General features: G+C 60.5%; 11 protein-coding genes and 1 tRNA gene. 9 read left to right on the top strand and 3 right to left on the bottom strand.

Features of this window, described 5'->3' with window-relative positions:
* The first annotated feature begins 303 nt into the window (after positions 1 to 303).
* The 3 genes from DWU99_RS03895 (at position 304) to DWU99_RS03885 (ending at position 4,122) form a co-directional block, all read left to right on the top strand.
* Positions 304 to 2,658 (top strand): DNA translocase FtsK, encoded by a 2,355-nt coding sequence (locus DWU99_RS03895; RefSeq protein ID WP_199535692.1) that lies wholly within the window; start codon positions 304 to 306, stop codon positions 2,656 to 2,658.
* A 116-nt stretch (positions 2,659 to 2,774) separates the two neighbouring features.
* Positions 2,775 to 3,437, top strand: a complete 663-nt coding sequence (lolA, locus tag DWU99_RS03890; RefSeq protein WP_115476673.1) for an outer membrane lipoprotein periplasmic chaperone LolA — start codon at positions 2,775 to 2,777, stop codon at positions 3,435 to 3,437.
* Between the two features lie 10 nt (positions 3,438 to 3,447).
* Positions 3,448 to 4,122 (top strand): YoaK family protein, encoded by a 675-nt coding sequence (locus DWU99_RS03885; protein ID WP_115476672.1) that lies wholly within the window; start codon positions 3,448 to 3,450, stop codon positions 4,120 to 4,122.
* Between the two features lie 64 nt (positions 4,123 to 4,186).
* Here the strand turns inward: DWU99_RS03885 and DWU99_RS03880 are convergent, their stop codons facing one another.
* Complete coding sequence (locus DWU99_RS03880) at positions 4,187 to 4,930, bottom strand: acid phosphatase (protein WP_115476671.1); 744 nt, start codon at positions 4,928 to 4,930, stop codon at positions 4,187 to 4,189.
* Complete coding sequence (locus DWU99_RS03875) at positions 4,930 to 7,185, bottom strand: TonB-dependent receptor (protein WP_115476670.1); 2,256 nt, start codon at positions 7,183 to 7,185, stop codon at positions 4,930 to 4,932. The genes DWU99_RS03880 and DWU99_RS03875 overlap by 1 nt, the downstream gene beginning before the upstream one ends.
* Before the next feature lie 333 nt (positions 7,186 to 7,518).
* Between DWU99_RS03875 and DWU99_RS03870 the strand changes: the two genes are divergently transcribed.
* The 6 genes from DWU99_RS03870 (at position 7,519) to DWU99_RS20775 (ending at position 12,245) form a co-directional block, all read left to right on the top strand.
* Positions 7,519 to 8,844 (top strand): replication-associated recombination protein A, encoded by a 1,326-nt coding sequence (locus tag DWU99_RS03870; RefSeq protein WP_233510857.1) that lies wholly within the window; start codon positions 7,519 to 7,521, stop codon positions 8,842 to 8,844.
* Positions 8,845 to 8,926: 82 nt separating this feature from the next.
* Entirely contained in the window at positions 8,927 to 9,505 is a 579-nt protein-coding gene (locus DWU99_RS03865; protein ID WP_115476668.1) for a hypothetical protein, read from the top strand.
* Positions 9,506 to 9,604: 99 nt separating this feature from the next.
* A complete protein-coding gene (gene serS / locus DWU99_RS03860; protein WP_115476667.1) occupies positions 9,605 to 10,885 on the top strand; it encodes a serine--tRNA ligase in 1,281 nt (426 codons plus the stop codon).
* Positions 10,882 to 11,259, top strand: a complete 378-nt coding sequence (locus tag DWU99_RS03855) for an LrgA (RefSeq protein WP_115476666.1) — start codon at positions 10,882 to 10,884, stop codon at positions 11,257 to 11,259. Before serS ends, DWU99_RS03855 begins: the two co-directional genes overlap by 4 nt.
* Before the next feature lie 61 nt (positions 11,260 to 11,320).
* Positions 11,321 to 11,410, top strand: a tRNA-Ser gene (locus tag DWU99_RS03850).
* 337 nt (positions 11,411 to 11,747) lie between these two features.
* Positions 11,748 to 12,245, top strand: coding sequence for a hypothetical protein (locus tag DWU99_RS20775; protein ID WP_147292887.1), 498 nt, complete (start codon positions 11,748 to 11,750; stop codon positions 12,243 to 12,245).
* A 17-nt stretch (positions 12,246 to 12,262) separates the two neighbouring features.
* Here the strand turns inward: DWU99_RS20775 and DWU99_RS03845 are convergent, their stop codons facing one another.
* A complete protein-coding gene (locus DWU99_RS03845; protein ID WP_115476665.1) occupies positions 12,263 to 13,912 on the bottom strand; it encodes an MASE1 domain-containing protein in 1,650 nt (549 codons plus the stop codon).
* Between the last annotated feature and the right edge of the window lie 266 nt (positions 13,913 to 14,178).

The raw sequence follows: 14,178 nt of genomic DNA, 5'->3' as shown, positions 1-14,178 counted from the left end.
GTGGCTCGCGCCGGGAGCTGTTTGCGCGCCAGCCAAGGAAGAGTGAGGGAGTGTACGTCCGTACACGACTGAGCGATGACGCCGGATGGCGGGCAAACAGACCCGGCCCTTCGGGTTGCCGTTGAGTGGTCGCCATGCGGCAGCGCGCGGCTTGACTTGGCAGCCAGCCAAGCCTGCGCCACGCACTACCACCTGACGACCACTCAACGACAACCCGGGCTACGCGAAGAGTGCGAGCAGGCCCTCACCAAAAGGCTGCCCCTTGTTAAACTGCCTCGCGCAACCCGGCGCTCCCGGGATTTCATGAAAACTGCAAGGAAAACTATCCCGGTGGCGCGTAGCGCGAATGTTCGAAAAGAAAAGGAAAAGGCCGGCCTGAGCGAAGAGCTCAAGCGCCGCCTGCGCGAGGCCGGCGCCTTGCTGCTGTTGCCATTGGCCCTGTATCTGCTGGTCTGCCTGTTCAGCTACGACGCCTCCGACCCAGGCTGGTCGCATGCCGACACCAGCGGGCACGTGCACAACCTGGGTGGAACCGTTGGCGCCTACATCGCTGATTTGTTGCGTTATTTGTTCGGCGGCGTGGCTTACTTCTTCCCGCTGCTGTTGCTGTTCCTTGGCGTGCAGGTGCTGCGCAACCATGGCATGCGTAGCGTGCAACCGTGGGAACCCTCGCTGCGCCTGATCGGGTCGGTGTTTTTCTTCATCACCGCGCCGGGCCTGTGCTGGCTGAATTTCCCTGACAGCACGATGGGGCCGGAAGGTGCTGGCGGCGTGATCGGCCGTGCCGTCGGCCACGGTCTGGTACGCGCGTTCGGCGAGAAAGGCGCGCCGCTGTTGCTGCTGGCGATCTTTTTGATCGCGGTGACGCTGGCGACGGGTTTGTCCTGGTTCAAGGTGATGGACCTGACCGGGCAGGGCGTGATGAGGCTTTTCGGCTGGTTCGGCAACAAGCTGCGTGAAGCGCCGGAGGTGATTGCGGCGCATCAGGCGCGCGCCGAGCGCGAGGTCGTGAAGAAGACCGAAGCGATCAAGCAGGCCAAGCGCGAACCCGTTCGTATCGAAGCGGCGCCGGCGCCGGTGGTGAAGAGCGAACGTGCGCGGGTGGAGACGCAGATTCCGCTGTTCGTCGGCGCCGCGCAGCCGGGCGAATTGCCGCCGTTGTCGCTGCTCGACGAAGCGCCGGAGCAGGGGCCCGGCTACTCGGAAGAGACGCTGGAAGTGCTCTCGCGCCAGGTCGAGCTCAAGCTCAAGGATTTCCGCATCGAAGCGAAAGTCGTCGGCGTCTATCCCGGCCCGGTGATCACTCGTTTCGAGCTGGAGCCGGCTGCAGGCGTGCGCGGCAGCCAGGTGTCGAGCCTGGACAAGGACATCGCGCGCGGCCTTTCGGTGGTCAGCGTGCGCGTGGTCGACGTGATTCCGGGCAAGAACGTGATCGGCCTGGAAATTCCGAACGCCAAGAAACAGATCGTCTATCTCTCGGAAATTCTGCGCTCCGACAAGTACGACCAGCAGAAATCGCCGTTGACGCTGGCGCTGGGCAAGGACATCGGCGGCCGGGCGATGGTGGCCGACCTCGCCAAGATGCCGCATCTGCTGGTGGCCGGTACCACCGGTTCGGGCAAGTCCGTCGCCGTGAACGCGATGGTGCTGAGCTTGTTGTACAAGGCCAGCGCGAAAGACGTACGCATGATCATGATCGACCCGAAGATGCTGGAGCTCTCGGTCTACGAGGGCATTCCGCATCTGCTGGCGCCGGTCGTCACCGACATGAAGGAGGCCGCCAACGCGCTGCGCTGGTGCGTGGCCGAGATGGAACGCCGCTACAAGGTGATGGCGGCGGTGGGCGTGCGCAATCTCGCCGGCTTCAACAAGAAAGTGAGGGACGCCGAGAATGCCGGCCAGCCGTTGCTGGATCCGTTGTTCCGGCCGAATCCCGAGATGCCGAACCTGGCCGCGGAGCCGCTGGAGCCGTTGCCGTACATCGTCGTCATCATCGACGAATTCGCCGACATGATGATGATCGTCGGCAAGAAGGTGGAAGAACTCATTGCGCGCCTGGCGCAAAAAGCGCGTGCCGCCGGCGTGCACCTGGTGCTGGCCACGCAGCGTCCGTCGGTCGATGTGATCACCGGCTTGATCAAGGCGAACATCCCGACGCGCATTGCGTTCCAGGTGTCCAGCAAGATCGACTCGCGCACGATCCTGGATCAGTCCGGTGCCGAAACCCTGCTCGGCCATGGCGACATGCTTTATCTGCCGCCCGGCACCGCCACGCCGGATCGTGTGCACGGAGCCTTCGTCGACGATCACGAAGTGCATAACGTGGTGAACTGGCTGAGGGCACAAGGCTCGCCGCAATACATCGAGGGCGTGCTGGAAGAAGTGCAGGCGACCAGCGACGGCAAGTTCATCAACGACGCGGGCCTTCCGCAGGATGGCGAAGAAGGCGGCGATGCCGATGCGCAGTTGTACGACCGCGCCGTCCGCATCGTGACCGAGACGCGGCGTGCGTCGATCTCCGGTGTGCAGCGACACCTGCGCATTGGTTACAACCGTGCCGCACGCTTGATCGAACAGATGGAGCAGGAGGGGGTCGTCAGTGCCCCGCAGCACAATGGCAACCGCGAAGTGCTGGCGCCACCGCCCCCGAAGCATTGATGTGGAAGGGCATTCCTCCCCTGCAAGCGGGGGAGGGGGTAAAGCTCTTCAAAGCACCCACCATTAAGCATCCCCGCCGCACACTTGGCACATTCGGCTCATCAGGAACAGGACCCATGAAACGCTTCCGCTTCGCTGCTCTTGTCGCCTCGCTGGCGCTGCTGGTGTGCAACGTGGTGCAGGCTGCCGGCCCGGCCCGCACGCGGCTCGACGCTTTCGCCCAAGGGCTGCATGCGATCTCCGGAAACTTCACCCAGACGCTCACCAACGCGGACGGCCAACCGGGACAAACCAGCCATGGCACCCTGGTGCTGGAGGCGCCTCGTCAATTCCGCTGGGATACGTTGGCACCCTACAAACAGACCATCGTCGCCGACGGCAGCCGCGTGTGGATGTACGACCCCGAGCTTGAGCAGGTCACCGTGCGCAAGCAGGACACGGAAGAAGCGCATAGCCCGCTCACCGTGCTGACCGATCTCAAGCAGTTGGACAATGACTTCAAAGTCACCGAGCAGGGCGAGCGCGACGGCCTGGTCTGGCTGCGGCTTACGTCCACGTCGAAAGACCCGCAATTCGAATATGCGGATCTTGGTTTCGATGCCAACGGTCTTGCGCGCATGCAGTTCAAGGATCAGCTCGGTTCCACCACCGACATCCGCTTTTCGAACTGGCAGCGCAATCCGGACATTCCACCGCGGGATTTCAATTTCACGCCGCCGAAAGGTGCGGACGTGATCGGCGATCTGCCGGTCATCACCACGCAGCCGCTGAAGAACTGATCGGCGCGCGATGATCCGCCGGCTGCCGCGTTGGGCATGGATCGGTGCTGGATTGTTGGCGTTGGTGGCCGGTTGCATCAATGCCGTAGGCTATTTGTGCTTTCGGCATCAGCCGATCACGCATCTCACCGGCACCAGTACGCAGTTCGGTATCGCGCTTGCGGACGGAGACATCGCAGGCGACCTGCATTGGGGACTGACGATCGTCTCCTTCGTCGTCGGCGCCATGGTCAGTGGGTTCATCGTCAAGCAGGGGTCGCTTCAGCTCGGTCGCCGCTATGGCTTCGTGTTGATGCTCGAATCGGTGCTTCTGTTCATGGCTGCGCCGATGATCCACGACGCGAACGATCTCGGATTGTATGTCGCCTCCGCCGCGTGCGGTCTGCAGAACGCGATGGTCAGCACCTACAGCGGTGCGACACTGCGCACGACCCATCTCTCGGGTATCTTCACCGATCTGGGTATTTATCTGGGCCAGCGTTTGCGTGGGCTCGAGGTGGACATGTTGCGCATCCACGTCTGCCTGTTGGTGGCCGGACACTTCATTCTTGGCGCAACGCTCGGAGCCATCGGTTACGCGCATCTGCAGGAGCGTGTGCTGATGATCCCGGCTGCGCTCGTGGGCGCGGTGGGGCTTGGTTACGCCGTTTACCGCCAGCTTTTTCTGCGTAAGCAGCAGATATGAGTGACGCTGTCGGCGCATGGCCCCGTGACGGGTGCCATGCGCCGATGGTTCTCGGACGACTGCTTTAGTGCTGCGATGAAGCCGTGGCCTTCTTCTGATCTGACACGATCATCGACGAAACAGCTGGTAGCCCCAACGCCTTGCGCAATTCCACGCGCGCTGCCGCGTAATCCTGCTGCCAGCTCGGGTCCTGCATGATTTCGGTGGCGATGACGGTACCGGCGAGATGGCCGGCTTCCACGTCGCTCGGAAAGTGAGCCCCCATCACGATGCGATGCTCTGCATACACATCGGCGCGCGCAAAGATGGCCGCTCGCTTTTCCGGCACCATGTTGGCCAGCAGCACCGCCGTGGTGTAGCCGAAGGTCGAATGGCCGCTGGGATAGCTCCAGTCGTTCGGCTTTTCCTTGGCCAATGGATGCACCTCACTGGAAACCACGGCGGGGCGAGGATGCTGCCAGTAGTTTTTCGCATCTTTCACGAGCTGCTTGTCGAGCTCGGCGGTGCGTGTGAAGAACGCGGCCGTCTTCGGTAGTGCGGAAGCCTGCACGGACAAACCCAATGCGTCGGCGAAGCGAAACACGGAGCGATCCGTGTCCGCTTTCGCGGCCGCCATGTCGGTGTCCGTACGCGTCTTTTGCGTTTCCAGAACGACCTGAAGATCGTGCTGGGCCGCAGCCGAACCTGCTGCCGGCGGAGGCGGCAACAGGTTCGACAGTTCGATGGTGGCCGGATGAATGCCACCACCGTCGGCCAGTGCGGGCTGGCCGATCAGAAGCAAGGACAACAGCAGTGCACTGCGTTTCATCAGAACAGATCTGCCGAAATGGTGAAGTTGAAGTTGCGCGCCGGGATGGTGAAGAACAGCGGCGTGCTATCCGCGGCCGTGGTGCCGGCCAGGGCGTTGATGGTCGTGTTGTTGAACAGGTTGTTGATCTGGAAACCGATCTTGAAGTCCTTCACGTCGGTGATGTGCGGATCGAACGTGTAGCTGGCGGCGAAGTTGGTCACCGCATAGCCGCCGATCGGCGTGTCGTCGTTGGCATTGGCGGTGTAATACGTCTTGCCCACAAACTTTTCGACCAGCGATGCGTAAACGGGGCCGTTGTTGAAAATGAAGCCCAGCGCAGCGGTCTTGTGCGGGGTGTTCGGATTCCACGTGTTGTCGCTGGTCTGGATGGCACGGTTGATCGAGCCGTTGGCGTAAACGCTGAAACCTGCACCCAGCAGATAGGCGCCTTCCAGCTCGACGCCTTTGTAATGCACGCCGCCGCCGTTGTAGAACTCGGTGATGCCGCCGACCTTTTGGCTTTGCACGAAGTTGTTGAAGTTGATCTTGTAGACGTCGCCGGACAGCGTCAGGCGGTCGTTGGTCCAGGTTGTGCCGAGCTGGATGTTGGTGGTCTTTTCCGGCGCCACGGCGCTATCGGAAACCGCCGGATTGGGCACGTAGAGCAGGTTGAGGTTGGGTGCCAGGTAGCCCTTGGCCCACTGCGCATAGGCCGTCCAGTTCGAGGTGAACGTATAGTGGAACGCGGCCGATGGCAGGGTGGCGTTCCAGTCCTTGGAATAGGTCAGCGGGAGTTCCGTCTTCTGGTTCACCGGGGCGTCGATGTCGCGCTTGAAGTAGTTGTACTTCACGCCGCCGACGAAGTAGGCGTTGTCGGTGATGTTCCACTGGTATTCGATAAACGGCTGGATCGTGACCAGCGAGTCGTTCATTCGGCGATCGGCCGCAGCCAACTGCAGCGTCGGTGCACCGGGATTGATCACGGGATTGAGCTGGTTGGTCGTGTCGTCGAATTCGTAGAGCCAGCGGATGTCGTCCTGATGGTCGTACCACACGCCGGTGCGCGCTTCACCCGGGCCGATTTCCTTGGCTAAACGGAAGATGTCGCCCCACGAACGGTTCGTGTTGCGCATGTGCTGGCCGGGCACGTCGGTGGGGCTATAGGCGGTGCCGTTCGGAGTTTCGCCGTTCGGATCTTCGCCGTTGAAGCCGAAGTGGTTGTAGCCGTAGGTGTACGTCTTGTTGTCGATCGTCCAACCGGCGAATTCCGATTGCACACCGATATAGGCAAAGTTGGTGTTGATCTGATCCTGGTTGTAACGGTAGTAGGCTTGGCTGGCCGAATCGTTGTTCAGCGCATAGTTCACGCCGTACTGTGCGATCTGCGCCTTGGTGGCGCCGAACGGCACGTACTGGTCGAGGTTGTTCCACATGGCGGCGAAGGTCAGCGTGGTGTTTTCGCCCACGGGCTGCACGACCTTGGCGAACACGCTCTGGCGGCGCTGACCGGCGTAGCTGAGGTAGCCGTCCGAAGTGCTGTTCTGCAGGTTGATCACGGCGCTGGTGCCGCTGCTGGTGAAGCGGCCGGTGTCGATGCGGGCACCTTCCACGGCGGTGTCCCAGCTGCCGAGGCTGACATACGGGTTGACGTTGAACTCGTTCTTCGGGCTGATGGAATCCACCGAAATGGTGCCGCCGAAGGTGGCATTACCCAGCGTGCTGGCCGTACCCGGGCCGCGATCGACCACAACGCTGCTGGTTTCCTGATTGGTGAAGTACGAAGTGGAGTGGTGCGTGAAGTCGTTGGAGTCCATCCACGGAATGCCATCGAAGGTCACGTTGTACTGACCGTCCTGGAAGCCGCGAATGGAAACGACCGGCGCTTCCATCAAGCCGGAGCCGTTCGGCGTCACGGTGTACACGCTCGGTGCGATGGAGGCGATGTCGGTGTAGTCGCCGGTGGGCGGAACGTTTTCCTGGATGTACTTGCTGCCGATGATCGATTGCGGCTGCGTGGCAACCATCGAGCCTTGCGTGGGGGCCACGGCGCTTACTGCGCTGGAATTGGCCGTCACCTGCATGCCAGCGAGGGTTTTCGCATTTTTCGATGACGTGCTGCTGTCGGTGTTATTGGTTGAATTGGGACCCGCTGCCGCAGTGTTGCCGCTTTGGGCGGTGTCCTGGGCGTGAATCGGCAGAGCGCTGGTCAATGCAAGGCACAGAGCAAGATAAACCGGCGAGCGGCGGTACAGCGCATGTGTCGATGGCGTCATTGTTTTTTTCCGGTATCGGCAGGGTTGTAGAAAGGCCGACACCGTAGAGATGCCACATGACACTTACATAACAAATATATTAAATCGATATTCCTTTTGACACGAAAGAAAATGCGCTAAGGCTTATCTAAGAATTGAATGAGAAGTGAAATATATAAATGCACGAATTAATGGATTCATTAAGCATAACCTAAGCAATGAACGATTGCCGCAATAATCGTTTCTTTTCAAGGCGGCAGGCATTTTCGAAAGGCAGGAAGCTTGAGCGACGTGCATGGTCGCGATGGGGCTTTGCCTGGGATGTCCTATCATCGCCGGATGGAACGACGCGACATGCACCACGCCCCGGAATTGTTTGCGACTGATTCGGAAGAACTCAAGCCGCTCGCCGAGCGCATGCGCCCGCAAAGCCTCGACGAGATCGTGGGGCAGCATCGGCTTATGGCTTCAGGCAAGGCGCTGCGGCGCGCCCTCGAAGCCGGTCGTGTGCACTCGATGGTGCTTTGGGGGCCGCCCGGCTGCGGCAAGACCACGCTGGCGTTGCTGGTGGCACGCTACGCCGATGCGGATTTTCGAGCCATTTCCGCCGTGCTTTCCGGGTTGCCGGATGTGCGCAAGGCATTGGCCGAAGCGGAAGCCAACTTTGCGCAAGGCCGACGCACCGTGTTGTTCGTCGATGAGGTGCATCGCTTCAACAAGGCGCAGCAGGATGCTTTCTTGCCGCATATCGAACGTGGCGTGATCATCTTCATTGGCGCCACGACCGAAAACCCTTCGTTCGAACTGAACTCGGCGTTGTTGTCGCGTTGTCGCGTGCACGTGCTCGACGCCGTCTCCGCCGACGATATCGTTGCCGCCTTGCGTCGTGCACTCGTCGACGAAGAACGCGGGCTGGGTGCCTTGAAACTGCAGGTTGGCGACGACGCTTTGCGCTTGATCGCACAGGCCGCCGACGGTGATGTGCGACGTGCGCTCACTTTGCTGGAAATCGCCGCCGAGGTGGCGGATGGCCAGGTCATCGAGAGCGCCACGCTCGAACAAGTGCTCGCCGATCGCACGCGTCGTTTCGACAAGGGCGGCGAGCAGTTCTACGACCAGATCTCCGCGTTGCATAAATCGGTGCGCTCCTCCGATCCCGACGCTGCGGTGTATTGGCTGGTTCGCATGCTGGACGGCGGCTGCGATCCGCTTTATCTCGCGCGTCGCATGACGCGCATGGCGGTGGAAGATGTCGGTCTGGCCGAACCGCGCGCGTGGCGCATGGCATTGGATGCCTGGGATACCTATGAACGCCTTGGCAGCCCGGAGGGCGAGCTGGGGTTGGCGCAATTGGCCATCTGGCTCGCCATCGCGCCGAAGAGCAATGCGGCCTATATGGCCTACAACCAGGCGCGCGGTGTCGTAAGCGAAACGGGAACGCTGGAAGTGCCCATGCATCTGCGCAATGCGCCGACCAAGCTCATGAAGGGCCTCGGTTACGGCAAGGGCTATCAATACGATCACGACACCGAAGGCGGTATCGCACTCAGCCAGCAGTGCCTGCCCGATGCGTTGGAAGGCACGGAGTTCTATCAGCCGGTGGACCGTGGCCTGGAAGTGAAATTGCGCGAGAAGCTGCAGTCGTTGCGCGATATGCGCCGGCAAGCCCGAAAGAAGTAAGCGAGGCAGGCCGCATACCCTTGCGGCGGCCATCGCGCCAGCCTAGATTGCGATCCACCATCCAGCCGGGGAGGGCGGATCCATGCGCGTATTGGTTGCAGCGATATTCGGCGGCATCGTCATGTTTCTGTGGGGTTTCGTGGCCCACATGGTGCTGGGACTGGGCAACCCGGGCATTTACCAGCCTGCACACGAAGACGTAGTCATCAGCAGCTTGCATGAAGGGCTTGGCACACAATCGGGCGTCTACATCCTGCCCTCGTTCGACCCGAACATGTGGAACGACAAGGCGGCCCGGGCTGCCTATGCACAGAAATCCTCGACCTCGCCGTACGCCTGGGTGGTCTACATGCCCCAGGGCCAGGACATGACCAACATGAACCGCCAGTTGCCGCGGGAGTGGGCGTCGGACACCCTTTCTGCGCTGATGCTGGCGGCGTTGATGGGCTTGGCCGCCTTCGGCTTCACCAAGCGCATCGCCATCGCCCTGGCGGCGTCTCTGTTCGCCTGGCTCAGTGTGCTGGTGCCTTACTGGAACTGGTACCGCTTTCCGGAAGCGCTGGCGCTGGCGGCGCTGGTGGAGCAGGTGATCGGATGGTTGCTGGCTGGCGCGGTCATGGCATGGTGGCTGGGGCGAGGGGAGCGCAAAGCCACCGGCTGAGAACTTCCCCGGGCCTGATACGCGGGGCGCCGCCGCGTTGCGGCAGCGCCGGCCCCGCAGCGATAATCCCCGATCCTTGTCATCCATTCGGATCTCATCATGCTGGACCCCGCATTGCTGCGTTCGCGCCTGGCCGAAACGGCCGCGCGCCTGAAGGAAACCCGCGGCTTCACGCTCGATATCGCCGCCGTGGAAACGCTGGAAGGCCAACGCAAGCAGCTGTCCACCGAAACGCAGGAACTGCAGAACCTGCGCAACACCCGCTCCAAGGCCATTGGTCAGGCCAAGGCCAAGGGGGAGGACGTCGCGCCGCTGATGGCGGAGGTCGCCGGCATCGGCGACAAGCTCAAGGCGAACGAACAGGCGCTGGCCGAGGTGCAGGCCAAGCTGGCCGACATCGCGCTGGGCATTCCCAATATTCCCCACGAATCCGTGCCGATCGGCAAGGATGAAAACGATAACCATGAAGTAAGCCGCTGGGGCACGCCGCGCCAGTTCGACTTTGCGGTGAAGGACCATGTCGATCTGGGCGAGCGTCACGGCTGGCTGGATGGCGAGTCTGGCGCCAAGCTTTCCGGCGCGCGCTTCACGGTGCTTCGCGGCCAGTTGGCGCAGCTGCATCGCGCGCTTGCGCAATTCATGCTCGACCTGCATACGCGCGAACATGGTTATCTGGAGTGCAATGTTCCGCTGCTGGTCAACGCCGACACCATGCAAGGCACCGGTCAGTTGCCCAAGTTCGAGGAAGATCTGTTCGCCACGCAGGTCGGCGATGCAAAGCGCTATCTGATCCCCACGGCCGAAGTGTCGCTGACCAACCTGGTGCGCGATACGATCCAGGACGCCGACGCGTTGCCGCTGCGCCTGACGGCGCATACGCCGTGCTTCCGCGCGGAAGCCGGCAGCTATGGCCGCGACGTACGCGGCATGATTCGCCAGCACCAGTTCGAAAAAGTGGAAATGGTGCAGATTGCACGCGCGGGCGACTCGTATGCGCAGTTGGAAGAAATGGTGGGCCACGCGGAGAAGGTGCTGCAAAAGCTGGGGCTGCCGTATCGGAAGCTGCTGCTGTGCACGGGCGACATGGGCTTTGGTTCTGCCAAGACCTACGACCTGGAAGTATGGCTGCCGAGTCAAAGTGCGTATCGCGAAATTTCGAGCTGTTCCAACTGCGAGGATTTCCAGGCGCGTCGCATGCAGGCACGCGTTCGCAATGCTGAAACCCACAAGCCGGAACTCGTGCATACGCTCAACGGTTCGGGTCTGGCGGTGGGACGCACGTTGATTGCGGTGATGGAGAATTATCAAAACGCCGACGGCTCGATGACCGTGCCCGAAGCGTTGCGTCCCTATATGGCTGGAGCTGAGACGATCGCATGAACACTCCGGCGCGCACGTCCTGGGACAAGGTGGAGTTCTACACGAGCTACTTCCTCATGTTCGTGCTCGCCTCCGTGATCGGCACGCGCCTGGCTTTCGCCTCCGTGTGGGCATTGCCTACGATCGACCTGGTGTTCAGCATCGTCGCGTTGATACTCGTCGTCGCCAGTTTCTGGATGGCGCGAAAGCGTCGATCCTGGCGACTATGGATCATCGCCTTCGCTGCCGCGACGCAACTGGTGCCGATGGTGTTGCGATACCCGGCAACACTGTTCCCGCTGCTGGGAGGGTTGATTCCGGTGGCGATCATGATCTGGGCCCTTGTTTCGCTTTCCCGCAAAGGCCCCAATGGCCCGAGAACGCACGGTTCCTGATACGATTGCCACCCTTGCCGATAAGCAAACCGACACACCGGGACGCAGGCAAACTTGAATCGGAGAGATGGCCGAGTGGTTTAAGGCAGCAGTCTTGAAAACTGCCGTAGGTGTAAGCCTACCGTGGGTTCGAATCCCACTCTCTCCGCCAGAATAAAAGAGCGCCCCTTGGGGCGTTTTTTTATGGGCCGGAACAGGGCGGTCGAGTTTTAAGCGGCCTTGATATCTTGCTGATCTACCTAACGCAGCAATCATTACATCATCGCGTCAGTCAAAGTCGGCGTTGGTTTCCGAATTTCGGCAGCACAAAGCCTGGAGCCGGACTCTTTCGATGGAATGAGTTCGTGACCCCTTAAAGAGCGAACATACCCTTAATCGATCGCTTCATTGGCGCGATGATGCTTGGGTATTTTTGCATTTTGTAAACACTTCCCGATGTTACATTCAGACAGGGCAACTGGTGCCGCAGTCAAGAGATAGGGGGTTTTATGTTCCGTGAATCACTCAGGTTCGCTTCGCGTAATGCTGTTTTTTCGACCCTGCTTGCTATGGTTCTATCCGCTTCGGCATTTGCAAGCCAGCCTCCTGCTACGGGTTTAGGGCAAGCGTGGCCGAACGCGACGGATGTCAGTGTCAGTCCGCACTATCACGTCTACATTTTTGTACGTGATGGCATTCGTTACATCCAGGTCAATGATTTGAACGGCACGGTACGCGGTGCTATCGCGGTGGCGGATCATGTCGTTCTGGTATTGCCGGTGGGTGTGGATGCATCGTCAGTGGTGACCTCAGCTTCGCAAACTAATACCCAGGTTCCTAGCGTATCCACTGGCGAAACGGTTTACCACGACAGTTCCATACAGATCGACGCGACACCTCAAAGCACCGGCGCCGTTCAGCTGCTTGTCACGCCGATGGATAGCAGCAATACATGTACGGCTTTCAATTGCACAGGCGGCAGCGTGACCGCTTCTCCGGTGCATTGATCGGCGTCTGTCGTTGATCAGCGGATATAGGCTGCGGGAGTGGCCACGGGCGATTCCCGCAGTTTTTTGTTCGCATCCTGCATCAATGCGGTGATCTGAAGTTTGTCCTGCGACGTGCGGACATGAAGTTCGCCGTCGTAAAGGCGAACATGATCCCTCATGGCGCTGATGCCGAGCCCATTCGCACCAAGCTTCGATGCCAGTTGCTGGCTTTCGTATTTCTTGTAAACGGGGTCGTTGATGCCGTCATGGTTCGCGAGACCTTCCACGCGCAAGACAGCCCACCGCTGACCATGGGTCAAACCGCCGCGTAGCGATATCGAGACGGTCGACCATGCCTGTTGTTCGCAGATGTAGACCACTGCTTCGCAGGCCAGGCGATAAATGGCCGCGTGGACGCCGAGCGACAGTTGGCTCAATCCACGGCCTTTCAATTCGAAGCGATAAGCCAGGCCTGCTTCATCCAGCGTGCGGGCGATGGTTTCGCGAAGAGCGGCTGGCAACCCGCGTTCGCGCCAGGCCGTAGGGTGCATGGATTCTGCGAGGCGGTAGACCTGGCTTTGCGTTGCGGCAGCTTGCTTGTAATAGGTCTGACCCTCGCCCATCGGCAGCATGTGCTTGAAGCGGTTGAGCAGACGGGTGTGCGTCAACTGCAACGTGCCGCCCACCTGTTCGAGCGCCTGCGCAGTTTGGCGCATGCGTATCTCGCACAGGTACAGACCCTGCTGAGCGAGCTTTACGGCGGCCTTGGCATCGAGCCGTTCTTGTTCTTCGGTGGCATTTTGCGCGGTGATACGCGCGCCGAGCACGAACAGGCATGTGGCCGAGAACGTTATGAACGCTTGTGCGCCTGCGATATCCAGGGCGTCCGGACGCGATTCCATGCTGATGAAAATGCACACCATCACGGCAGCCGTGCCCACGGCAGCGGCGCGCCACCCGTGTTTCATGGTGAGCCACGCGACAGGCAGGAACATTGCCATGCGAATGACCTGCTGCGCATCGGCGGATGCGCGGTGATTCATCCACACGAGCACTGCCAGCGTTGGAAGCAGCAGTACGGCGGTTTCCAACGTAAGCCGGCTCTTGGCCCAGTTGGTCGCATACACCCGCCAGGGTGCCGGTTTGTGCAGTTTGATGGCGAGCGCGATCGGTACCAGCGTCAAAATTCCCGCGTATTTACCCAGGAACAGCTGCACCGTTTGCAATTTGTGGAAATGGTACGGGTTCGCCACGGTGGATGGTTCGACGATGGACATCAGCGCGATGACGTTCACGATCGTCCAGACCGCCGAGACGAGCACGATGCACGCGAGAAGTGCGTTGACTTTCACGAGTCGCTTGGATGGAAACAACGAAAGCTCGCGCCGGCCCCACCAGACGATGGGCATGGCCAAAAGGATGGGCGGTACGGAATTGATGACGACCCAGGCAGGGCCGAATTGGCTGAGGCACAGATAATTGTCATGAGTGAGAGGAATGAGCTCACCCACGACCATGGCGGGCCAGTAGCGATAGGGCAACAACAGCAAACAGCCCAGGCGCAAACCGGCCGTGACCGCCCAGATGGCATCCGAATACGGCCGTATCAATTCGTAGGCAACCGCATAGCCGACGATGACAGCTAGCTGCCGCAGCCATTTGTTATCGGCTAGTGATTTCAGCATCTATGCCACCCCTGACTCGAGATAACCGCGTTTGATGTCTTCCCTGGGCGCTTTATTCCAATGACGCTACGCACAAAGCTTAAAGTGTGCCACCTTCACCGGTTTTGACCTCTTGCAAGCACCGATGGGTCTGTGGGCCATATGAGGTAGCCATGATACGCATCGGCGTACTTCAAAACGTGAAGGCTGTAGCCCCGGGAGAAGGAATAAGGCGATTCCGTCCGTAGGCGGTTGATCTGGCGTTGCCGTTACGTGTTCAGGTCGTC

Origin of the sequence: Dyella psychrodurans (assembly GCF_003363265.1) — a bacterium.
In the GTDB taxonomy this organism is placed as follows: Bacteria; Pseudomonadota; Gammaproteobacteria; order Xanthomonadales; family Rhodanobacteraceae; genus Dyella_B; species Dyella_B psychrodurans.
Note: the sequence above shows the minus strand (reverse complement) of the source record. Positions and strands in the feature narration are given on the sequence as shown.